This window comes from bacterium (assembly GCA_016702305.1).
Taxonomy (GTDB): domain Bacteria; phylum Electryoneota; class RPQS01; order RPQS01; family RPQS01; genus JABWCQ01.
Window position 1 is genome coordinate 670,968 of the sequence record JADJEH010000017.1, and the last position, 21,800, is coordinate 692,767.

General features: G+C 59.9%; 18 protein-coding genes and 1 pseudogene. 6 read left to right on the top strand and 13 right to left on the bottom strand.

Annotation, left to right across the window (positions count from 1 at the left end):
- Positions 1–158 precede the first annotated feature (158 nt).
- Positions 159–623, top strand: a complete 465-nt coding sequence (locus IPH10_14190; protein MBK6912057.1) for a hypothetical protein — start codon at positions 159–161, stop codon at positions 621–623.
- Positions 624–714: 91 nt separating this feature from the next.
- Here the strand turns inward: IPH10_14190 and pgl are convergent, their stop codons facing one another.
- Genes pgl through gnd form a run of 4 tightly spaced genes read right to left on the bottom strand, consistent with a single transcriptional unit; the run spans position 715 to position 4,914 of the window.
- The gene (gene pgl / locus IPH10_14195; GenBank protein MBK6912058.1) at positions 715–1,437 is read right to left on the bottom strand and encodes a 6-phosphogluconolactonase; all 723 of its coding nucleotides are present in this window, start codon (positions 1,435–1,437) and stop codon (positions 715–717) included.
- On the bottom strand, positions 1,434–2,492 hold the full coding sequence (locus IPH10_14200; protein MBK6912059.1) for a glucose-6-phosphate dehydrogenase assembly protein OpcA: 1,059 nt from the start codon (positions 2,490–2,492) through the stop codon (positions 1,434–1,436). The genes pgl and IPH10_14200 overlap by 4 nt, the downstream gene beginning before the upstream one ends.
- Positions 2,489–4,015 (bottom strand): glucose-6-phosphate dehydrogenase, encoded by a 1,527-nt coding sequence (gene zwf, locus IPH10_14205; GenBank protein ID MBK6912060.1) that lies wholly within the window; start codon positions 4,013–4,015, stop codon positions 2,489–2,491. Before zwf ends, IPH10_14200 begins: the two co-directional genes overlap by 4 nt.
- The gene (gene gnd / locus IPH10_14210) at positions 4,012–4,914 is read right to left on the bottom strand and encodes a decarboxylating 6-phosphogluconate dehydrogenase (GenBank protein ID MBK6912061.1); all 903 of its coding nucleotides are present in this window, start codon (positions 4,912–4,914) and stop codon (positions 4,012–4,014) included. The genes zwf and gnd overlap by 4 nt, the downstream gene beginning before the upstream one ends.
- 190 nt (positions 4,915–5,104) lie before the next feature.
- Between gnd and IPH10_14215 the strand changes: the two genes are divergently transcribed.
- Genes IPH10_14215 through IPH10_14230 form a run of 4 tightly spaced genes read left to right on the top strand, consistent with a single transcriptional unit; the run spans position 5,105 to position 11,817 of the window.
- Complete coding sequence (locus IPH10_14215) at positions 5,105–6,580, top strand: glycosyltransferase family 39 protein (protein ID MBK6912062.1); 1,476 nt, start codon at positions 5,105–5,107, stop codon at positions 6,578–6,580.
- Positions 6,577–8,103 (top strand): glycosyltransferase family 39 protein, encoded by a 1,527-nt coding sequence (locus IPH10_14220; protein MBK6912063.1) that lies wholly within the window; start codon positions 6,577–6,579, stop codon positions 8,101–8,103. The genes IPH10_14215 and IPH10_14220 overlap by 4 nt, the downstream gene beginning before the upstream one ends.
- A complete protein-coding gene (locus tag IPH10_14225; protein MBK6912064.1) occupies positions 8,100–9,854 on the top strand; it encodes a glycosyltransferase in 1,755 nt (584 codons plus the stop codon). Before IPH10_14220 ends, IPH10_14225 begins: the two co-directional genes overlap by 4 nt.
- Complete coding sequence (locus IPH10_14230) at positions 9,841–11,817, top strand: tetratricopeptide repeat protein (GenBank protein MBK6912065.1); 1,977 nt, start codon at positions 9,841–9,843, stop codon at positions 11,815–11,817. Before IPH10_14225 ends, IPH10_14230 begins: the two co-directional genes overlap by 14 nt.
- Positions 11,818–12,239: 422 nt before the next feature.
- Here IPH10_14230 and IPH10_14235 read toward each other — a convergent pair whose 3' ends face one another.
- The 9 genes from IPH10_14235 to IPH10_14275 form a co-directional block, all read right to left on the bottom strand.
- Positions 12,240–13,922 carry a choice-of-anchor J domain-containing protein gene (locus IPH10_14235; protein ID MBK6912066.1) on the bottom strand — a complete coding sequence of 561 codons (1,683 nt, stop codon included), beginning with the start codon at positions 13,920–13,922 and terminating at the stop codon, positions 12,240–12,242.
- 129 nt (positions 13,923–14,051) lie between these two features.
- The gene (locus IPH10_14240) at positions 14,052–15,674 is read right to left on the bottom strand and encodes a proprotein convertase P-domain-containing protein (GenBank protein MBK6912067.1); all 1,623 of its coding nucleotides are present in this window, start codon (positions 15,672–15,674) and stop codon (positions 14,052–14,054) included.
- A 22-nt stretch (positions 15,675–15,696) separates the two neighbouring features.
- Positions 15,697–16,155 carry a GNAT family N-acetyltransferase gene (locus IPH10_14245; protein ID MBK6912068.1) on the bottom strand — a complete coding sequence of 153 codons (459 nt, stop codon included), beginning with the start codon at positions 16,153–16,155 and terminating at the stop codon, positions 15,697–15,699.
- A gap of 151 nt (positions 16,156–16,306) precedes the next feature.
- Entirely contained in the window at positions 16,307–17,509 is a 1,203-nt protein-coding gene (locus tag IPH10_14250; GenBank protein MBK6912069.1) for an acetyl-CoA C-acyltransferase, read from the bottom strand.
- 103 nt (positions 17,510–17,612) lie between these two features.
- A complete protein-coding gene (locus tag IPH10_14255) occupies positions 17,613–18,464 on the bottom strand; it encodes an HNH endonuclease (GenBank protein ID MBK6912070.1) in 852 nt (283 codons plus the stop codon).
- A gap of 6 nt (positions 18,465–18,470) precedes the next feature.
- Positions 18,471–18,839, bottom strand: coding sequence for a hypothetical protein (locus IPH10_14260; protein MBK6912071.1), 369 nt, complete (start codon positions 18,837–18,839; stop codon positions 18,471–18,473).
- The gene (locus tag IPH10_14265) at positions 18,836–19,582 is read right to left on the bottom strand and encodes a patatin-like phospholipase family protein (protein MBK6912072.1); all 747 of its coding nucleotides are present in this window, start codon (positions 19,580–19,582) and stop codon (positions 18,836–18,838) included. Before IPH10_14265 ends, IPH10_14260 begins: the two co-directional genes overlap by 4 nt.
- A 35-nt stretch (positions 19,583–19,617) precedes the next feature.
- Positions 19,618–19,809, bottom strand: a complete 192-nt coding sequence (locus tag IPH10_14270) for a hypothetical protein (protein MBK6912073.1) — start codon at positions 19,807–19,809, stop codon at positions 19,618–19,620.
- A complete protein-coding gene (locus IPH10_14275; protein MBK6912074.1) occupies positions 19,773–20,468 on the bottom strand; it encodes a class I SAM-dependent methyltransferase in 696 nt (231 codons plus the stop codon). The genes IPH10_14270 and IPH10_14275 overlap by 37 nt, the downstream gene beginning before the upstream one ends.
- Before the next feature lie 148 nt (positions 20,469–20,616).
- Here IPH10_14275 and IPH10_14280 point away from each other — a divergent pair.
- Positions 20,617–21,742, top strand: a pseudogene (locus IPH10_14280) (aminopeptidase).
- The last annotated feature ends 58 nt before the right edge of the window (positions 21,743–21,800 follow it).

Sequence of the window (21,800 nt, forward strand, 5' to 3'; positions counted from 1 at the left end):
GTGTCGACAAGCTTGCGCCATACGGTGCTGGAAAGAACATCGGCTTGTGGCTGCGAGCCTCCGCGATTTGGCCGGGCGGCGACGAAGGTCGGTATTTGATGTGGCAAGACACATCGCTGATTCAAAACGCAGTGCGTAATTTGTTTTGGGAGTGGCGCTTGAAGACTGCTCTTGACGTAAGCGGTAATGTTAACTTCAAGCTATCTGACCAGACGCAGATTACGGGTGGAGTCGGTATCTATACGAACTCAGGAATTTCGTATTCAATTGCGCGCTCCACATCCTCAGAGGTCCCTGAACTCACTGAGGCGAATTCAATAGCCGCTAACATCTTCTATCAGTCGCTTGCGCTAAGGTGGACATTGGTTAGCGCTGCTTCGTATCGTTTCCGAATGGAGCTTGGTGCGACAAACCATGTGCTGAACGCGACATTTGACCGCTTCGAGTATAGCCGCGAGACTGCGGATAAGTTCTTCCCGTATATCGAAGCGCCAATGTTCGACGGATCGCTGCAGCTTGACGTGGATATTGTGCAGGTGAATCTGGGCGTGAAGGCCTACATGCCTGACGGTGAGGATGCACAGGTGCGGCCGTGGGGCGGAGTGTACTTCCTGTTCAAATAGGAAACAGGAGATTAGAAATTAGAAAAGGCGGCCCAGTGGGTCGCCTTTTCCTTATTCAAAACGCGGAAGGCACGCCTGCCGCTTCATACCGTTACTCGGTTAGCTCGGCGGCGGCGTCTTCGTCAACGATCCAGATCAGGCGGCCCTCGTGCGGGTTGATACGCGCGGCGGGCAAGCGTTGGTCGTTCTCGATGAGCACGTTACGCACGGTCTGGGATTTTTCTGCGCCGGTGACCAGGAAAATGATTGCGCCCGCGCTGTTCAAGACACGCAGAGTAAGGGTGAGGCGGTGCGGCAGTTTGTTGCCCGCGACTTCCACGGCTTCGACCAATGCGCCGCTCTCGAGCGCCGAGGTGCCGGGGAAGAGAGAAGCGGTGTGCCCGTCGCTGCCCATACCGAGCAGGACGGCGTCGAAGGAAACGGTTTCCGGCGTGAAGCGGCCTTTCAAGGTGCGCGCATAGGCGTCGGCGGCTTCCTGCAAGTTGGCGTGATCAGCGGGCATGCGGAAGACTTCGCCGATTGGAACATGACTCAGGAAGAGCTCGTGCGCGAGCCGATAGTTGGAGTCGGGATGCGTGGGCGCAACGGCGCGTTCATCGGACCAGAAGACTTCCCACTTAGCATAGTCCATCTCGACGCGCCACTCCGGGGCGGTGAGCAATTTGAAGAGCAGTGCCGGCGTTGAGCCGCCGGAGAGTGCAAGACGAAAGACGCCGCGCGCGGCGATGGCTTCGTCCTGCAGTTCTTTCAATACCGCCGCTGCGGCATCGGCCACGTCGTCGGGAAATTCACAGTAGATGACTTCAGGATTCATGCGAAGAGCAGTTCAGGGAGCCAATCGTGAGCGAGACGCACGCTTTTGTCCATGCGCGGATCGCGGCCCCAGGCGTGCAGCTCGTGCGACAAGAGCGTAAGGACATCGGCGGCGCGGGCGCGCGCGGCGTGTGTGTGCGCGCCGCAGGTGAGTGAAAATTGCGCACCGGTATGCAGGACGGCGGCGGTGCGGTCGCCCGTGAACAGAAACTCGATTCCCGACGTGGGCGAGCCTTCGGGAATAAAAATGATGCGACGGTCGTCGGCGCACTCGATGACGGGGCGGCTGCCTAGCAGCGCGACGTTGGTGAGTCGCCAGTCGAGCGTCGAGGCCAGCCACGCGCCGCACAGCAGCGCGCCGCAGGTGAGCTTGTCGCCGCGCGAGTGAATGCGCACTTCGTGGAGTTCGGAGACGGCGGGGCACTCGTCGAAAAGCTCGGCCACGGCGCCGCGCCAGCCGGAGAGTTCGGCCCAGAGCAGATCGGTGATCACGCAGTCGGCCGGGGCGTTCTCGTAGAGATCAAACCAGGTGTGCAAATGCGAGGCCGGGGCGAGATGATCGGCGGCGCAGGTAATAATGCGTTCGCAATTTCGCGCCAGCGAAAGCAGCAAAGGGTGCGTCAACGGCAGCGACTCGTGCCAGACTACGGCCGTTGCCAGGCTGCCCAACGCGAGCGAGTGAATCAGCGATTGAGCGCGCAGTTCGGCTTCGCCGTCAATTTCCAGAATGATCGCTTCGGAACAGATCTGGCGATTCTCGCCTTCGAGCTTGCGACAGTGCGCGGTGACCCACGCACGCTGTGCGGTCGGCGCGGTTTCGTTGAGCACAACCAGAATGGTGCGCGTGGGATGCACCAGCGCGAGTTCGGGCACGAGATCGCGTACGGCTTCCTGCGCCGTGTGATGACAGACGAGCGCAAGATTGAACGCCGTGGCGCGCGTGACGGGATGATCGGTGGACTCGGCGTCGCGCCAAAGCTGTTCGAGCTCCTGCTCGATTTTGGCCACGTCCACAATCGCCGGTGGAGCGAGCGGCGTGATCAGCGGGCCGCTCACAGCTTTCTCCAACGATGATTACGGGCCGCGAGCATGAGATCCGCTTCGGCGGGTCCCCATGACCCGGCGACATAGTGCGGCAGCGGGTCGCTCGCGTCTTGCGCCCAAGCGTCGAGAATCGGCTGCACGATGCGCCAGCCCTCTTCGACGGAATCGCGGCGGGCGAACAGCGTTTGATCGCCAATCATGGCATCGAGCAGCAATCGTTCATAGGCATCAGACAAGCGGCCGCCGAACGACGTGCCGTAGCGGAAATCCATCTCGACGGGCCGCACATGCAGAGCATGGCCGGGCAGCTTCGCTTCGAACTTGAGGCTGATGCCTTCGTTGGGCTGAATGCGAATCGCGAGCACGTTCTGTTCGAGACGATCCACGGGTGATTGCGCGAAAACCATGTGCGGCACGGAGCGAAAGACGATGGCGACTTCGGTGACGCGCTTGGCCAGGCGCTTGCCGGTACGCAGATAGAAGGGCACGCCGCTCCAACGCCAGTTGTCTATATGCAGTTTCAACGCGGCGAAGGTTTCGGTGCGCGAGGCGGGATTGACTCCGGCTTCCTGCAGATAGCCTTGCACCGCGCGACCGGCGACGGCGCCGGGGGCGTATTGGGCGCGCACGGCGACTTGCGTCACTTCATCGGGACGTATCGGGCGCACGCTTTCGAGGACCTTGCGTTTTTCGTCGCGGATCGCTTCGGCGGCGAGACTGGCGGGCCGCTCCATGGCGATCATGGCAAGGATTTGCAGGAGGTGATTTTGAATCATGTCGCGCAGGGCGCCGGACTCTTCGTAATACTGCGCGCGCTCTTCGACGCCCAACGCTTCGGCGGCGGTGATGGCGACGTGATCCACGTAGTGATGATTCCAAATCGGCTCGAAGAGCGTGTTGGCCAAACGCAGAACGAGAATGTTCTGCACCGTCTCTTTGCCGAGGTAGTGATCTATGCGGTAGATCTGCTCTTCGCGGAAGACGTTGGCGGCGGCGGCGTTCAGTGTGGCGGCGCTGGCCAGATCACGACCAAATGGCTTCTCGATGATGATGCGGCTCCATGCGCCTCGGTCGGGCGCGGCCAGACCGACCGCGCCGAGCGCGGCAATCGTGGGCGCGTAAGCGGTCGGCGGAATCGAGAGATAGATCAGATGATTGCGAGGGCCACCCGCTCCGGCCATTTCACCAAGGCGCCAGCGCAATTTGTCGAAGCGTCCGCCGTCGCCGCTGTCGGTGACCAGGAAGATGCGCTCGCCGAAATTGCGCGCGAAATCGTCATCGGGAATTGAATCGGGCGCAAGCTTGCGCGCGTTGTCAATGACCTCGGCGCGAAAGGCGGCCTGATCCAGTTCTTTGCGCGTGACGCACAGGAATTGCGTCTGCTCGGACATTCGGCCCTCGCGCACGAGATGGGCCAGCGAGGGAAACAGCTTGCGCTGCGCCAGGTCACCCGTGCCGCCGAAGATGACGAGTACGCACGGGTCGGCGGGATGCTCCATCAGCATACCGGCGCGGAAGGGATTGGCGGCGCTCATTTCTCGGTCTTGATCGCGTGGCCGCCGAATTGATTGCGCAGAGCACTTAACAGACGCAAACCGTAGCCTTCCTCGTCGCGCGAGGCGAAGCGAGCGAAGAGCGCGGCGGCGATAGTCGGAGCGGGTACAGCGTACTCGACGCACTCATTGACGGTCCAGCGACCTTCACCGGAGTCGGCAACCCATGGCTTGACCTTCTCAAGTTGCGGATCATCCTGCAATGCACGCGTGGCGAGTTCGAGCAGCCATGAGCGCACGACACTGCCGTTCTCCCAGAGTGCGGAGATCGCGGGCAGATCGAGTTTGTATGGGCCGCGGTGCATGAGTTCAAAGCCCTCGGCGTAGGCTTGCATCATGGCATACTCGACGCCGTTGTGCACCATCTTGACGAAATGGCCTGAACCGGTTGGACCGCAATGCAGGTAACCATTTTCAGGCGCGAGCGTTTTGAGCGCCGGTTCGATCAGCTTGAAGGCCTCGGGACTGCCGCCGACCATCAGACAATAACCGACCTGCAAACCCCAAACGCCGCCTGAAGTACCCGCGTCCACATAGTGCAGGCCGATCTTGGCCAAGTCTTCACCCCGGCGCATCGAATCGCGGAAGTTCGAATTGCCGCCGTCAATGATCACGTCACCGGGCTTAAGAATCGTCTTGAGCTTGGCGATACTATCGTCCACCGGCGCGCCCGCGGGGATCATCAGCCAGACGACTTTTTGCGGTGATGTGAGCTTGGCAACGACGTCTTCCAATGATTTGGCGCCAGTCGCACCTTTGTGCACGGCGACGTCTATCGCTTCCTGCGAGCGGTTGGTGACGATACAGCTATGCCCCCCGCGCAACAGGCGCTCGACCATATTGCCGCCCATCTTACCCAGTCCGACGAAGCCGAGTTCCATTCTAAGCCCTTAGAATAATTTAGGTTAAGACATCCCGCGGGATGCCAGATTTCGATCTTTGCGAGCACAATAAAGCAATTTCCCGGTGTGATTGCAATTTACGGGACAAACCACCTTGAGAATCTGCGCTGTAACTTGTATCATGTAAAACTATGATGCAAATGCGATACAGGTGTGACGTCCCGAGAGCATGCTGAGTGCATCCGCCAAACCGGAGCGCTGGCTGTGGCTGCTGACAATCGTTGGCTGCGTGTTTCGTCTATACGATTTGGGCGGAGAAAGCCTGTGGTTGGATGAGGTCGTGACGGCTGAGCGGGTGTACCAACCGATCGGCCAAATCGTGCTTGGGTGGGACTCCGTGACACAGGGCCCGCTCTACTACCTGTGGGTTAAGGCCTGGTGCCTGCTGGTCGGGACAAATGAATGGACGCTTCGCATTTGGTCGGTTGTTTGGGGGACGCTGACGATTCCGGCGGTCTTTCAACTTGGGCGGCTACTATTCACGCGGTCGGTGGCAATGTGGTCGGCGCTGTTCATGACCGTGCTGCCGTTCGCGGTGCACTACTCGCAGGAGGCGCGGCCCTATGCGCTCTTCCTGCTGCTGTCCACGCTGTCGTTCAGGTATTGGTCGCGGCTGCTGGCTCTGCACACGCGGCGTGACGCGATCCTGTATGTCGTGGCGACCGCGGGGGCGTTTTATACGCATCCGTTTGCCGTTTTTCTGATTATGGCGCAGCTGCTGCATGCCATTGTGTTCAGGGGCGATGAGCGTGTGGCGGCGGCGTGGCGCACTCCGCGCCCGTTCGTGTGGACGCTTGTATGTTTGGGTTTAGCCTGCCTACCTGAGATCGTGCAGAATCTCAGCGCGATGAAGGCGAAAGTCGGTGGTACGTCGTCGGCAGGGTGGATTCCCGTGCCGGACTGGACCTGGTTTCTGGAAACGCCGGTACAATTCTTTATGTCCATGACGTTTGGCGCGGCGGTTCTTACCATCACGATGGCGCTCATTGTGCTGAGTACGCGGGGAGACCGGTTGTTGCGTGAATGCGTGAAGTGGTCGCTGGTCGTGGTGGGCTGCTTCTGGTGTGTACCGTGGATAGTGTCGCACGCGCTATCGCCGGTTGCCGTGATGCGCTATGCCGCACCGAGCCTCTTGGCGCTTGTGTTTCTGATGGCGGCGGCGACGGTTGCGCTGCCCAAATTGCCGCAACTTGGTGTGGGTATTGTTCTGGCGCTGCTCACGGCGTTTCCGTTGTGGAATTACTACACGAAAGTGGACAAGGACCCGTGGCGACAGACGGCGGAGTATTTGACCGGCGTGGTCGGTCCGCGTGACGTCATCGTGAGCTATCCATACTTCACGCGCGGCGCAGTGGCGTACTACCTGCCCGCAGGACTGCGGACGAAAGTGATTGCCCCGCGTTCAGTCGCGGCGCTTGACTCCGCGCTTGCCGAGGCTGCGAGTGTGTGGGTTGTTGACTCGTATTCCACGACCGCAAAGAACGGCGCAGCAGAGCTTGCGCGGCTCAAGCAGTGGGGAAGTGAAGGCGTCAGCGTGAACATGCACGAGCAACTGACGATGAACCCGAACCGCTATTGGGCCGCACCCGTTCAGGTTTGGCGGCGCGACCGCGACAAGATCGGCGTGGCCCCAAGGACAGAATGAGTACCCGCGTTGCCAGTCACTATGGGGATGGAGCCCGCGGCTTGCAATGGCTGTGGTTCTGGACCGTCGTCGGACTGGCGCTGCGCTTGTGGACACTGGGCAGTGAGAGCCTGTGGTTGGATGAGATTCTCGCGGCAGAGCGGGTTGATCAGTCGCTCGGGTTCATCTTGTCCGGTGGAGATTCGGCGTCGCAAGGGCCCATCTTCGCGGTTTGGATCAAGTTCTGGGGGATGATCGCCGGAACTGACGAATGGATGCTGCGCATTTGGCCCGCGATCTGGGGCACGCTATGCATCCCTGCGGTGTATTTCCTGGCCCGGCAGCTATTCACGGGAGCGATTGCGCTGCTGGCGGCGCTGTTCATGGCCGTGCATCCGTTCGCGATTCACTACTCGCAGGACGCGCGGCCTTATTCGTTGTTCCTGCTGTGCAGCATCGTCGCATCGTATCTGTTGTTGAAGATGATGCGGCAGCATCGCTGGCCCGTCGCGCTGGCCTATGTGCTGGTCGCGGGTGCAACCGTGTACATTCATCCGTTCGCCGCATTTTTGATTGCGGCGCACCTATGGATGTACCTCTGGTTTCGCCGGGAGTCGCGTTTTCGCGGAGCGCTGCGCTATCCGCGCCCCTACGCATGGACTTTGGTCCTGCTCATCGTCGCTTGCAGTCCCGAGATCTGGCAGGATGCGGCGATAATGTTCAGCGACACGGTGCGTCCGCAAGCCACCGCGTGGATTCCCATCCCCTCGTGGAATTGGCCGCTTGTCAATGCGGGTGACTACTTCATGTGGCGCAAATTAGGTTATGCCGTCCTGCTGCTGGCGGCACTGCCGGCGATATTTCGAGCACTTACAGAAACGCAATTGCGAATCGGTTTTCAGTGGATGCTGATCGTGGCCGTGTGCTTCTGGATATTGCCGTGGGTGATTTCGCTGACGGTCAAGCCGATTACCGTGGCGCGCTACACGACGCCGGGACTGTTGGTGATCATCTTGCTGATGGCCGTGGCCGCGACGACGCTGCAAGCGCTGCCGCGTCAACTCTATATGATGGTGCTGTTTGCGCTGACGGTCTATCCGTTGTGGGGCTATTACACGGGGGTGGACAAGGACCCGTGGCGGCAGCACGCACAGTATCTTGCAGAGCGCGTCAAACCCGGCGACCGCATCGTTGCCTATCCCGACGTCGCCGACGTAGCGCAGGAGTATTACCTGCCGCCGGGCGTGTGCTCGCAGGTGGCGCGCGCCGACAGCCCGGCAGAGTGGGACTCGCTGCTCGTGAACACGCCGCGCGTGTGGCTGGTCACGTCGTATCTGCAACTTACGCCTGCCGATCGCTCGCAAATCGAGCTGATCGAGCGCACGCACGTGCGGGCGCGACAGATTGCCATGCGTGACTTGCTGCGCATGCATAAGCACCGCTTCTGGGCGGCGCCGATCCAAGTCACCTTGTACGAACAGCACGCGACCGAACAACCGGGACCTGCACCGGCCATGCCCGCTGATACGACCACATCTTCATGATACTCTCGATTGCACTTTACACCGTTCTGGTGTTGGCGGCACTGGCCGCGCTGATTTTGTTGGGATACAAGCCGCGCACGGAGATCGGCGCCGTGTTTGAACGCTATCGCCGGACCGACGCGCTGCGGCGCACGGTGACGGCATGGTTTGTGGTGATGGCGGTGGTATTCGTGTTCGTGCAGGTGCTGCGTTTTCCGTTTATCAAATACGCGGCGCAGCGCATTGCGGCCACGGCGGCGCTCAACACGACCGGCTGGGAGCCCGTGCATGTGCTGGGCCTGCTGGTGCTGGTGCTTTGCGAATATGCCGTGTTGATGCACTGGCTGATGTACATCTACTACTGCTGGAGGGCGACGCACCGCTATCAGTTGCCGCCGCTGCTGCCGCTTGACGATGCCGCGCCGGAGGTGCTGATCTTGATCGCGTGCTGCGATGAGGATCCGGAGATCCTGGCGCGCAGCCTGGGGAGCGTCGGGAAACTCGACTATCCCGAATACCGGGCCTATCTCGTGGAAAACTCGCGATCGCCGGAGAAAAAGGCGGCGTGTGTCGCCGTGGCCGACCGACTCGGAGTGGCTGTACACCACGTCGTGAATCGCGGTCACAAGGCGGGCGCGCTGAACGATGCGCTGCCGGACTTGCGCGGCGCGGCGAAATACATCGCGGTATTCGATGTGGATCACGAGATTAAGCCCGTGGCGCTGCGTGAATTGGTGCCGCTATTGGAGCGCGACGACGGCTTGGCGTTCGTCCAGACGCCGCAGCTCTACGCCAACGCTGAAGAGACGTGGACCACACGCGCGGCGGCGATGCAGGAGATGTTGCTCTATGATTCCGTGATGGAGGCCAAGGGCGCGAACGAACGGGCGCTGTGCTGCGGTTCGAACTTCGTGATGCGCATTGAGGCGCTGGACAGCGTGGGCGGATGGGACGAGAAGACGGTGTCGGAAGACCTGATGACGTCGTTTTGGATGCACGCCAAGGGCTGGCGCTCGCTGTATCACCGCAAAGCGTTCGCGATCGGCATGGGACCGACGACGGTGCACGGCTATTGGAAGCAGCAGCGGCGCTGGGCCACGGGCAACACGACGGTGGCAAAAATCGTGGCGAGCAATATCTTCGGCGGCGCGCGTGTGCCGGTCAAACTGGGCGTCGAGTATCTGTGGTCGTCGGGCTACTATCTGGTGACGCTGGCATTGGCTTATCTGGCGACGGTGCCGATGCTGCTGCTGCTGTTTGTGCGCTTCGGCGTGGGCGGCGCGGATTGGTATTTACAACCGGAGATGCGGCCCATTGACTATGTGTATCTGTCGGTATACCCGCTCTATATTGCGGTGGCGCTGTTTCCCTATGTACACATGCGGCTGCGCGGCTATTCGATTCGCAATCTCGTGCTGCTGCAAGGGCTGTTGGCCAACACGATTCCGGTGTACGTTACATCCGTGATCAAAGGTCTATGGAAGAACATTCGGTTGTTTGAAGTTGCGCCCAAGACGGCGATGATTCTGCACCGCCCGTTCTGGCGCACGCCGCAGACATATATTTTCGCGGTGCTGATCGTCACGGGCGGCTCGTTGTTTCACATGGCCCGCACGGAAGCGGTCGCGCCGTTTGTCTTTGTGCTGCTGTTCTGGACGTTTCTGTACACGCTATCGTTCGCGCATTTCTTTATCTTCACGATAGATAGCCGGCGCGTGGCCGCGCAGGAGTTACGAGCGGAACAGGATCGGAGGCTCAATGGCCAAGCCTAATGTGCGCAAGATTGAGCCGGTGATCGCGGCCGAGCCGCGTCCGCGCGGTGACGGGCGGGCGGTGTTCGCCGTGCAGAGCGTCGCGGTGTTGGCGCTGGCCTTGTCGGTTGTGGCGATGCCTAAGCCTGAGTTGCGGCTGTGGGCGGTGCACCAGACGGCGTTCTTGCATCCCGTGCTGGCGATTGCGCTCCTGCTGGCCGCGGCGCTGCTGATCAGTCCGTGGGGCGGGGTAGTCGTCGCCATGATCGCGCGGCGCGCGCGCGCGTGGCCGCCGGTGACGTATGCGGCGGGAGCGTTCGCCGTGTTCATGGTGTTAAGCGTGTACGGCAGTCTGTTGGGTGATGGACAGCTCGCGTTGACGAGACTCGCGCACATCGGTGACATGCTTGAAGAGGGGCAGCGGATTCCAGCCGGGCGCTTTTTCTCGCAAAAAGAGCCGGGGACGATGCTTTTGCATGAAAGCGCGTTTCGCATCGGCATGGCCGTGGCTGGGCCGGAGATGAATGTGGCGAGCGGACGGGCGGGCCAACAGGCGCGAGTCGAGCGCCAGTTGGCGTACCGCGATATCGCGCAATGGTGTTTTCGAATTCTGTCAAGTCTGGCCGGCGCTCTGCTTGTCTTCTGGTTCACGCGATTCCTGCGCACGCGGCATGAGCGCGACAGCGCGTTGTGGTGGAGTGTGATGGTGAGCGGCGGCGTGTGGTTGATGTTCTTTGGTTACGTCGAGAACTACGCGTGGGTATCGCTGGCAATGCTGATGTTTCTGGCGGCGGGGATACGAGCCACGGAGCCGCCGCGCCGGATTCCGATCGCGCCGATCCTGATATTCAGCGCGGCCTGTGCGCTGCACTTCATGGCGATTGTCCTGCTGCCGGCACTGGTGTTCCTGCTGTGGACGCTGCACTTTGAACAGCACGACTTGGCTGCGCAGGCGGTGGATGCGCCGCGCAAGCGCGTGCGGCTGCTCGTGCTGAGCTTCGCGGTGCTTGGGTTGGCGGCATTCTTCTATTTGAAGGCGTGGGATGGATGGAGCGGTTTCATTCCGCTGCTACCGCGTTGGGTGAAGGACGGCTACGCGCTGCTGTCCGTTAAGCACGGTGTGGATTTGCTAAACCTGTTCTTGTGGGTGACCGCGGCGCCGCTGGTGATCCTGCTTGCAACGAAGCGCCACTTGACCGGTGTGCGCAGCCGCAATCAGGAGTATTTCCTGCTCCTGGCGGCGGGATCAGGCGTGCTGTTTGCGTGCACATTCAGTCCGAATTTAGGCATGGCGCGCGACTGGGACGTAGTCGGCGCGGCGCTCTGGCCACTGCTGTTTTTCGGCGCGTGGCGGCTGGCGCAATTTGAGTTCGGTGACGTTGAACGCGCACGCTTGCAGGCGGCACTGCTGGCGCTGACGGTCTTAATGGTTGTGCCCGCAGTGCTCGTGCAGACGCGTCCGGCCAGCGCGATCGAGCGGTTTCGAGCGCTCTTGGAGCTGGATCGCTCGCGCTCGGCGTACGGCTGGGAAAATCTGGCGCTCTACTATCAGCGCGAGGGAGATTTGGAGCGCCGCGTGGAAGCGTGGAGCAACGCGGTCGCTGTCGAACGCAATCCGCGCTACTTATACAATTTGGCTGAAGCGTTTAAGCTGTCGGGGCGCATCGTGGAAGCCGATACGATGGCCGTGGCCGCGGCACGGATGAATCCGGACTACGCGAGCAATCTATTCTACTACGTTGTGGCCCAGGCCAAGCGCGGTGATCTGCTGCGGGCGCGAGAGTTGGTGACGATTGCCCTGGAGATTGATCCGCAAGTTGAATATGGTCCGCGCATGCGACAGTGGGTGGGGCGAGCCTGTGAAGTGGATTCTATCGCCAAACTCGGTGATATCGCGCGGGCGCGCGAACTGCTGGCGGTCTATACCGCGCAGGATTCGAGCAACAGCTTTTGGCGGGAGTATGCGCTGACGCTCGGGAGGTAGCCGGGCGACAGCGCGCGACAAGACAAAGCCGCCCACCTCTTGCGAGGCATGCGCGGTTCGACCGTGCGAAATGCAAGTGTAAACTCGGTTGAAGAAAACAAGAAGCCCCTACCGAAGCAGGGGCTTTCATGCTTTCATCCGGCTGGGAGGAGACCGGATGATAGGGAGGCTTTGTTGATCGTTGCCGTCCGGCAACGGTACTAATATACTAACGCGTGACCCCCTGTGCAATAGGTTTCGCACTTGTGAAATCAGGACAAGACAGCAAAGTGATTGATTTCACGAAAATTTACGATTGCGCATGGAAAGCACAGAGGCATGGTGGGTCAAATGTAATGTGTGACATGGTCACAAATGCAAAGCGGGCAGCCATTTGGCTGCCCGCTTGTCGTGCAATATTCAAGAAGGTATCCTGGCGACCATTACTTCATCAACACGAGCTTCTGCGTGGAGACGAAGCTGCCTGCATGCAGTTGCGCGAAGTAGAGACCGCTGGGGAGACTGCTTGCTTCAAAGGTCATCGTGTGCGCACCGGCGGTCACTTGACCGTCGAGCAGCGTGGCGACTTCCTGGCCCAGCGAGTTGAAGACCTTCAACGTGGCGTTCGTCGTCGCAGGCACGTCGAAGCTGATCTGCGTGCTCGGGTTGAACGGATTCGGATAGGCCTGATGCAACGCATAGGCGGACGGAATAGCGGGCGCGTCGTTGGCATCGGTCGTGGCCGTGAAGGTAACCGTACCGGTTCCGCTTTCGGTGCCGAAGCCGCCGACGCGAATCAGGTAGGAAACGCCGCTCGTGATATTGAACGTCAAACGCGACGTAAAGCCACCGCATCCAGCGCCATCATCGTTGCAGCCGAGGAAATCGTCGTTCGTCGTCGGGCAGGCCGGAGCGCTGCCGGTGCCGTCGGAATAGACGGCCATACGGGTATCAAAATCAGCCTGATCACAGGTCGAGACTTCCAACACGCCTGTACCCGGTGCCGTGTAAAGGAACCAGATGTCGGGACCGAAGGCGACGCCGAAGCCTTCGTTGCACGAAGCGGGCAGTGCGGCGATGCTCGCGTCTACCGTGGCTTCAGCCGTCGAGAAGGCATAGTCGCCGGCAGTGACTTCCAGCGGAGAGTCACAGTCATCGTTGGTTTCAGCTTCAGGAGCCAACAGGGCGTCCACCATGACGGTGTCACCTTCAACAACGGTGATGTTGGGTACGGTCAGCGACGTGTAGCCGTCCTTGGTGAAGGTAATTGAATAGGTTCCGGCAGGCGCACTGAAGACGTAGTTGCCCGAGGCATCGGTCGTTCCGCCGCCACCCGCGCCCGAAACGGTCACGCCAGCCAGCGGATCGCCCGACACGTCGTCGAGCACGAGACCAGCGACGTGGCCGACAGCACCAGCCGTACCTTCGAGCACGACGTCGTCAATCTTAAAGACAAACATGTCCACCGAAATGTAGTGGAACGCAATGTAGAACGGCGCGCCCGCAAAGGCGGAAAGGTCTTCCGTGTACTCGGTCCATGCCTGCGGCACACCGGAGTGCGTCGCCACCAGGTTCGTGAAGTTCGCCGGAGCATTGCCAGTGGTCGAAACGCGCACTTCGAACGATTCCGGGTAGATGGGGTCTTGCGTGGACGCCCAGTAGTTCAGCGTGATCGTGCCCGTGAGGTTCTGCTGCGGCAGGATCAGCCAGTCGTTGTTGGCCACCGCGCCGTTGTTGTAGGCATTCGCGACGGACTTGGTGCCGGTGTGAGCAGGCCACAAGCCGCCCTGGCCCTGCTGATTCAAGACGATCCAGCGCGAGAAGCCCTCGAACTCGGGAACGGGGCAAGCCGCGTTGTCTACGTCCACCTGCGTCCAGCCGGTCGGCAGATCGCCGGTATCATAGGCTTCAAAGCCCTCCGAGATGATGATCTCGTCGAGCGATCCGGGGCGGCGCGAGCCGACCGCGGGAAGCTGGTAGTCTGACGCACCGCTGAAAGCCGGGCTCTCGATGACGCCGTTCTTGCCGATCAGACCCGCGACGGGGCCCTTCACCTGGCTCGCGAACGCCGTGCCGATGAGCAGCAGGCAGGCCGCCAGAACAAATAGTTTTGTCAATCTGTGCATGTGTGTGTCTCTCTTCTTAGTGGGAATCCGCCCGCCCGGGGTGCGGGTAAGGATAAAAAAAGGTTTCTGATGATGCAGGCGAACCCGCGACGGTCTTCGGCATGACGACCGGTTTTGGCGGGTCCCGCCTTACTTCAATAAGACGAGTTTGATCGTCTGCTGTTGCGAGGCCGAGAGTGCGCGGGCGAAGTACACGCCGCTGGAGGCTTCGAGGGCCGTCCAATGAAACTCATGGCGGCCGCCGCTTAACTTGCCGTCATACAGCGTGGCGACCAAACGCCCGGTCACATCAAAGACCTCGAGCGAGTAGTCCCCGGTCTGCGCGACATCGAGCGTCAGCGCGGTGCTGGGATTAAACGGATTGGGATACGCCGGACGCAAGGCAAAGGCTTCAGGTAACAGGGCATCATGCTCAGCGGCGGCAACCGGAAGCGCAAAGTGCAGCGTAAAGTTCTGCAGCGTGCCCGTGTCGCCCACGCCGTAGTCATCAGCCGAGAACGTCCACGTCCCTTGCGGGGAACGATTGTCAAACAGGGACAGCGCTTCGTAAGGCCGGAACGAACCGGTGAACGGACCTTCGCCGTCGGCATAGGATTGCGCGGCCTCGTCATCGAAGCGGCAGTTGACCATGTTATCGCCGCGATCCGGCAGCGTGTCGCCGAAGCTGAACAGCGTGATCGAATCGCCCGCCGGATGCACCAACGCGAAACGCAGTTCGGTAATCCACGAACTCGCACAGTTGACGGTGACATCCAAATCCATAATGGGCGGCGCGAGGGGCACATTTAATTCGACTTCAACGCGCGCCTGATCGGCAATCGGTCGGGCCGGGCCGGGGTAGATAACGTCGCATGTGCCCGAATCCGCGATCATGATCGCATCCACGACGGTCGGATTGACACCATCCACGACGACGGGGGTAATCCAGAGCGAATCGTAGGTTGCGGCGCGGACTAACATCGCGTAGCTGCCGGGCGCCAGGCGGGTGAAGCCGTAGGTGCCGTTGGCTGCGGTCGTAGTCAGTGCAATCGTGTCCACCAGCGCGAGGTCTTGCACGACGACGGACGCACCGCCCAGCGGCAGTCCGCAGGTGGAGCTGGTGATCGTGCCGCGCAGAACCTGGACGCCGTTAATTTCAAGCTGGAAGGCCTCGAGCAGACCTTCATCGCCGAGGAAATTGTCGTGCACGACCAAGCGCCACTCGCCGTACGCATTATGGCCTACGAACAAGCTGTCCATACTGCGCAACGGTTTATAGACGCCCGTGAAGGGCGGCAGTCCATGGTAGATGCTGTCGCGGGCTTCATCGTCAAACCACGTGTCCGTCATGTTGACGATGTCATCGCCGGGGAAGAGGTCGAGCAATAGCGCTTGCGCCACAGAGGGAATCAGCGTGTCCTGCCAGGTTGAATCCCAGCGCCACGTCGTGTCGGTGACCCAGAGCGTATCGCGCCGCACGAAGAAGCTGTCCAATACCGTGGTGTCGCGTTCGAGCCAAATCGTCAGGTCGCGCACCCACGGATGCGTGAGCGTCATGCCCACGTCCACGTCCTCGACATTGTACGAGTCGGGCACGATAATCGTGGCCACGGTGATGTGCAAGTCCTCAATCGGCAGCGGCAGGCCGGGCGCGGAATACAGCGAGTCGAGCGCCTGATGGGGCCAGCGCACGAGCGACTGTTGCGGGCGCGTCGCGCCAAAATGCTTCCGCGGTTCCGGCTGTGTCGCCCACAGGGAACTGATCAGAAGCAAGGCGGCAAGGACGGCGGGAAGGCTATTCTTTGGTAAGGTCAATCGAGTAGTACACACGGCCGGCGGATTCGGCCTTGTAATAGTCAAAGAGGTACTGTGCGACCATGTTCATGGTTTCGACGGTGCAGTCAATGTGCGTGTATTTGTGCTTCTTCGCCCAGCGGATCGCATGGTCGAAGAGCTGCCGCCCGAAACCCTTCTCGCGCTGGTTGACCCGCACGAACAGATCGAGAATTGTGGGGATGCGCTGCGCTTCGAGCGTCGAGGGCGTGAGGTACATGAGCAGAAAGCCGACTGGCACTCCGCTCGACGTATAGCCGATAATCACATGGCCCAGCCGGTCATTCTCCAGAATCTCACGGAGATATTCTGTGTTGATGTCTTCCGCGAGGGCTTCGAATTCTTCGCCGTCAGCTTGGTATTCGGCGATCAGCTCGAGCAGCTGAGGTAGGTCCGCAATTTTTGCGGTGCTAACAATCATGAAGTGGGTGAAACGGGAAAAGTACGTTGTTCGCGCCCCGATACCGCTCCTCTTTCAGCATCGGTCCCCGGGCACAGGCCCGAAGCAAGTCTATCACAAAGCGAACATTATGCCAACTTACGGTATTTTCTGCAATTTCGCCACACTCCAGTTAATTTAGATTTTCCAATAAGATAGCCTGACCCTGTCCGACCCCAACACAGAGACTGGCGACACCCCAACGGGTACCGGCGTCCCGCATAGAGCGTGCAAGGGTGCCTAATATGCGCGCCCCGGACATCCCCAGAGGGTGGCCGATGGCAATGGCTCCGCCCTTGGGGTTAACACGGTCTATGTGCGGATCCAGTTCCGCCACCACGGCCAGGACTTGCACGGCGAACGCCTCGTTGATCTCCCATAGGCCGATTTCGAAGCGTGTCAGGCCCGTGCGGGAGAGCAGCTTTTCGACAGCATTGACGGGGCCGATGCCCATGATGCGCGGATCAACCCCGGCGGACGCCGTTCCCGCGATACGGGCCAGCGGCTTGAGGTTGTGTTCTTTGACAAACTGCTCGGAGCAGATTAAGAGCGCCGCGGCGCCGTCGTTCAAACTCGATGAATTGCCCGCCGTGACCGTGCCGCCCTTGCGGAACGCGGGTTTCAGCGAGGCCAGTTTTTCCAGCGTGGTATCACCGCGCGGCCCTTCGTCGCGGTCGAGCACGAGTGGATCACCCTTCCTTTGCGGGATCTCCACCGGAATAATTTCGTCCTTGAACAGACCGCGTTCGTGTGCGGTGACGGCTTTCTGATGCGATTCGAGCGCGAATTGGTCCTGAAGTTCGCGCGCGATGTTCCACTTCTCGTAAATATTCTCGGCCGTCTCGCCCATGCTCTCGAGTGGGAACAGCTCTTTGAGCGCGGGATTCGGGTAGCGCCAGCCGAGCGTTGTGTCCCAGGCCGTGAGATTACCGAAGGCGAAGCCGTTGTCGAGCTTGGGCACGGAGAACGGTGCACGGGTCATGGACTCCACTCCCCCTGCAATGTAGCAATGTCCTTCACCGGATGCAATGGCACGATAAGCGCATGCTGCGGCTTCCAGCCCCGATGCGCATAGACGGTTGATCGTCACGGCGGGTACGGAGTGCGGAAAGCCCGCCAGCAGCACGGCCATGCGCGCGACGTTGCGATTGTCTTCGCCGGCTTGATTCGCGCAGCCCAGATAGACTTCGTCAATCAAACCGGGATCGAGCCGGTTGCGTTCGGCGATCTTTTTCAGTACCAGCGCGGCCATGTCGTCGGGCCGGACTGATTTCAGGATTCCATTGTGTTTGCCAACCGGCGTGCGGAGGGCGTCAACGAGATAGACTGGGGGCATGCGAAGAATTGAAATTAGAAATTGGAAATTTGAAAAGCGGACGTTGGTGCGCCGAGCGGGGATTTAGTGCGTTCGTGCGGTTCCCCGCCGGAATCTGAAACGCTTAGCCTTTGGGCAAATTCGGGGGCGTGACGCCTTTGGAAAACTGCTCTTTCAGTGAGGTCAGGTTCTCCTCCATGTTACCCGCCTTGTGCAGCATGTTGTGGCAGTTTGAACAAACACACAACAAGTCGGATACTGTCGTGACTCGCACCTCACCAGTAGAAATGGGATTCAGGTGATGTACCTCAATGAATCCACGGCCAATATCGCCGTAAATGGTATGGAAATCGAAACCACAAATCTCACAAAAGAGTCGCGAGTGTTTCGCCTCAAACTGTCTCTTCTTTTCTTTGACGAGACGCGCATCCCGCTCGTAGTAAAGGTGGCTTCGCAGCTTCTGCGTTCCTTCCTTTGCTTGGAACTCAAGGTTTGGGTCCGATAAGGAGTCTTGCAAATTCCAGAGGTTGCGCAACTCTTTAGCTATGTTGGCATCATCTTCCCGGAAGGAAGTCCCTGTCTTTTGCCGTATCGCGAGAAGATTGCATAAGACGGGATGCGTACTTAGAACCATCTCGTCAATAAGCACGGCACCACGCGGCGCAAACTGAACTACACGCAGTCCAGTATGGAAGTCTGCGCTATAACTGTTGTCGAGCCAGTACTCTTTGCCAAAGCTGACAGGATGGTCGAAGTTCTCAGTTTTGGGTAACTCCGCGACTATGCACCGAGCAAGTATTCCACGCGGCCCACCAGTCTTGCCCCGAGCACGCCAAAGGTATGCCTCGTCTCCAATTCGAATTTCGCGGACATGTTTGCCAATCTTTACGCTCCAATAGATGTAGTCGCAGTCCGCGAGATACTGGTCGACATCATACGTGTCGGGGTTGGCTTGGAAAAACCAGACGTTTTGCATCTATGCTTATCTTCCCAGCTTCGGCACGTCGTCGTTGAAGTGGACGACTTCTAAGAGATAGTCGTCCTTGTTCTTCAGGAAGTCGGCCATGCGACGGCGGCCGAGTTTCAGACCGGATTTGACGGCGTCTTTGTCGAAGGTGCGCGCGCTGTCGGAGAATTGGCCCATCTCGGACTTGCTCGGGCCGATGACATAGGCGTCCACCAGCGAATAGCGCTCTTTGTAATCCTGGAACGCGGAAGCAATCTCAGGACTCGTGGATACACAGGATCGGTTGAGTCGGCCGAGAATATCGTTGATTAACACAGCGCGCTCGTAGTCTTCGCGGTCCGTGTTGTCCACAAACAGCGTCAACGTCCGCTCAAGCACACTCACGACGCGCTCAAACGGCCCGGCATCGGGCGCGGGAAAGCCGACGCACGCAGGATATGCAATTCAAGCGGCTGCGGCGACAGCATGCGCTCCGCGCGGGCTTTGCGCTGCTCGTTGAACTGTTTAAATACGCGGCGCAACGGCGTCACATCAGTCACGCCGCCGTCCACGAAATAGAAAATCGGCGGAAAGACAATCGGAATCGCCGCCGAGGCCATGACCGCATCCACCGCACTCCTGCCGCGCGGCGGGGCATTCAGCGCCATCTCCGTAAACTCGCCAGTCTGCAACTGTACCGCGCCGACGCAGACATTGTCGGGCCATTTCTTGTGGCCGAGGTGTTTGTGCAGCAGTTTGCGCAGCGGCGAGGTATCGTAGACCGAGGCCTGCTTGCGCAGCATGGCCACCGCCAAGTCGCCGTGCAGGTTCTTGCCCAACAGCTTTCGCACGCTGACGGTCAGCGCACCGGTAGCCGCATGAGGAATGTAGACCGAGGCGTTGGCCGAGATTTCCGACTCCCACAGCGTCGCCAGCCGCGCGGCGTTGGGTGCCTGCGCGATCTTACTGGTTTCCAAAGAGCCATCGGAGGTGCCGAAGAGCTGCGCGACATTCAATCCGCCCACGGAGACGCCGTACCCGCCGTTGTAAGGCTGGCCGCCGCGCTCAAAGTACTCGGCGAGCATCCCGGCCTGATAGGAGCCGTAGGCACCGCCGCCCTGCATGGCGAGTAGGAGATAGGGGTTCATGGGGGGGAGGGGGATATGAAGTCAGTGGTCAGACTTCAGCGCGAGGCGTCTAAAGCGAACGTCAGGGGGATTTCCGGGTCGCCGTCGGGGAGGCGGTACATGTCGGGGCCGGCCTCAACCAAATGCGGATAGGGTTTGTAACAGAGTAGCGGATACTCTTCAAAATTATGTACCGCGAGCCCGGCGCGCTTCAAACTGCGAAAGACATCGGCGGACTCCACTGCCACTCGCGCGTCTGCGCCTGCGGCACGTAGCTGTTGTCCGCGTAGTCGGGCATCGGCGGCAGTTCCAGACCGTCGGCACAGTGGAAGTACCCGTATTTCACAGTGAATTTTCCATCCTCCCAATCGAGCATCATGAGCGTCGGGTGAATTTCAACGATCACGAAGCGACCGCCAGGTTTGAGGAGTTTGGCGACGACTTCACCCCAACGGTACAGGTCGGATAGCCAGCCGAGGACGCCGTAGCTGGTGAAGATGATGTCGAACTGCTCGTGCAGAACATTGTCGAGCAGCAGGACATCGCTCTCGATAAATGTCACGCGGTCGGCCAGCCCGGCTTTCTGCGCCAAGTCGCGGGCCGTGGCAAGAGCGACCGGTGAAAAGTCCACGCCGACGACGGCCGCCGCACCCCGGCGGGCCAGCTCAATCGTGGATTTCCCAAAGTGGCACTGCAAGTGGAGCACGCGCCGACCTGCAACCTCTCCCAGCCAGTCCGACTCCAATCGGTCAAGCGCGGGTTTTCCGGCCAGAAAGCCCGCCACGTCGTACATTTCGCTGCGGGCGTGAACCGGAGTCACTTCATCCCACCATTGGCGGTTTTGGGCATGCCCGGGGTGCGCTAATGGCGGCGCGGTTGTGGCGTCTAAGTTATTGGAAGTTGTCATTTTATTCTGGTCGAGAGCTTGAGAATGTAAGGTTTTTCCGGCAGGTTTGCAAGGCAGGGCGCGGGGCAAAAAGTTGAAATACTGCCGTAATTTGTGTATTTTCTGGTCCTGGAGGGCGGGAGAGTTATTCTAACTTTGAAAGGCTGACATGTTCGATCCTCGTCACAAGAAATTGGCCGATGTGCTGGTCAAGCACTCGACCCGCGTTAAGCCCGGCGACAAGGTCCTCGTCGAGTGCTCCGACACACCGCCGGAATTCGTGTCGGTGCTGGTGCAGACCATCTGCGACGCGGGCGGTTTGCCCGTGCTGGAATATAAGCATCAATCGGTCATGCGGACCCTGATGCGCAACGCCACCGAAGAGCGTATGAAGCTCATCGCTGACGCGGAGCTCTACCGCATGAAGCAGATGGATTGCTACATCGCTGTGCGGGGTATTTTCAACTCCAAAGAGTTGATTGACGTTCCCGGCGATCAGATGTCGCTCTATGAGAAGCACTGGCTCAAGCCCGTGCATCTCAAACAACGCGTTGAGAACACGCGCTGGGTAATTCTGAAATACCCGTCGCCGCAGATGGCGCAGATGGCGCGCATGAGCCACGAGGCCTTCGGAAGACTTTTTCTACCGCGTCTGCTGTGACGTGGATTGGAAAAAGGCCAGCGACGCGATGGTTCCGGCCAAGGCTTTCATGGAAAAGACCGACAAGGTCCACATCAAGGGCCCGGGCACGGACTTGCAGTTCTCGATCAAAGGTATTCCGGCGGTGCCGTGCGGCGGAAGTTTCAATATTCCCGATCTGGAGATCTTCACCGCGCCGGTGCGCACCTCGGTCAATGGCAAGATCAGCTACAATTCGCCCTCGACCTACCGCGGATTCACATTCGAAAATGTCGTGCTGGAGTTTAAGGACGGCAAGATCGTCAATGCCACCTCGAACGACACCAAGCGCATTAATGAGATCTTCGACACCGATGAAGGCTCGCGCTACGTCGGCGAGTTCGCGCTGGGTTTCCATCCGTATGTGCTCGAACCGATGGACGATATTCTCTTTGATGAGAAGATCGCCGGTTCGTTCCACTTCACGCCGGGCCAGGCCTACGAAAAGGAAGCTGACAACGGCAACCGCAGCCAGATTCACTGGGACCTCGTGTGCATGCAGCGCCCCGAGAAGGGCGGCGGCGAGATTTGGTTCGACGGTCAGTTGATTCGCAAGGACGGCAAGTTCGTCCACGAAGCGTTCCTGGCGATGAATCCGGAGAATTTGGTAAAGTAAGGGAGGGCCCCTTCTGATTCCCCGATGAACGGGGGAAAGCCGGAAACAGCAAGCCCCG

Excerpts from the sequence above, each read along its gene's own strand:
- IPH10_14250 (MBK6912069.1), bottom strand. The coding sequence starts at position 17,509 with ATGCCCCCAGTCTATCTCGTTGACGCCCTCCGCACGCCGGTTGGCAAA.
- IPH10_14215 (MBK6912062.1), top strand. The coding sequence starts at position 5,105 with ATGCTGAGTGCATCCGCCAAACCGGAGCGCTGGCTGTGGCTGCTGACA.
- IPH10_14245 (MBK6912068.1), bottom strand. The coding sequence starts at position 16,155 with ATGATTGTTAGCACCGCAAAAATTGCGGACCTACCTCAGCTGCTCGAG.
- IPH10_14225 (MBK6912064.1), top strand. The coding sequence starts at position 8,100 with ATGATACTCTCGATTGCACTTTACACCGTTCTGGTGTTGGCGGCACTG.
- gnd (MBK6912061.1), bottom strand. The coding sequence starts at position 4,914 with ATGGAACTCGGCTTCGTCGGACTGGGTAAGATGGGCGGCAATATGGTC.
- IPH10_14230 (MBK6912065.1), top strand. The coding sequence starts at position 9,841 with ATGGCCAAGCCTAATGTGCGCAAGATTGAGCCGGTGATCGCGGCCGAG.
- IPH10_14275 (MBK6912074.1), bottom strand. The coding sequence starts at position 20,468 with ATGACAACTTCCAATAACTTAGACGCCACAACCGCGCCGCCATTAGCG.
- pgl (MBK6912058.1), bottom strand. The coding sequence starts at position 1,437 with ATGAATCCTGAAGTCATCTACTGTGAATTTCCCGACGACGTGGCCGAT.
- IPH10_14235 (MBK6912066.1), bottom strand. The coding sequence starts at position 13,922 with ATGCACAGATTGACAAAACTATTTGTTCTGGCGGCCTGCCTGCTGCTC.
- IPH10_14265 (MBK6912072.1), bottom strand. The coding sequence starts at position 19,582 with ATGAACCCCTATCTCCTACTCGCCATGCAGGGCGGCGGTGCCTACGGC.
- zwf (MBK6912060.1), bottom strand. The coding sequence starts at position 4,015 with ATGAGCGCCGCCAATCCCTTCCGCGCCGGTATGCTGATGGAGCATCCC.
- IPH10_14255 (MBK6912070.1), bottom strand. The coding sequence starts at position 18,464 with ATGCAAAACGTCTGGTTTTTCCAAGCCAACCCCGACACGTATGATGTC.
- IPH10_14220 (MBK6912063.1), top strand. The coding sequence starts at position 6,577 with ATGAGTACCCGCGTTGCCAGTCACTATGGGGATGGAGCCCGCGGCTTG.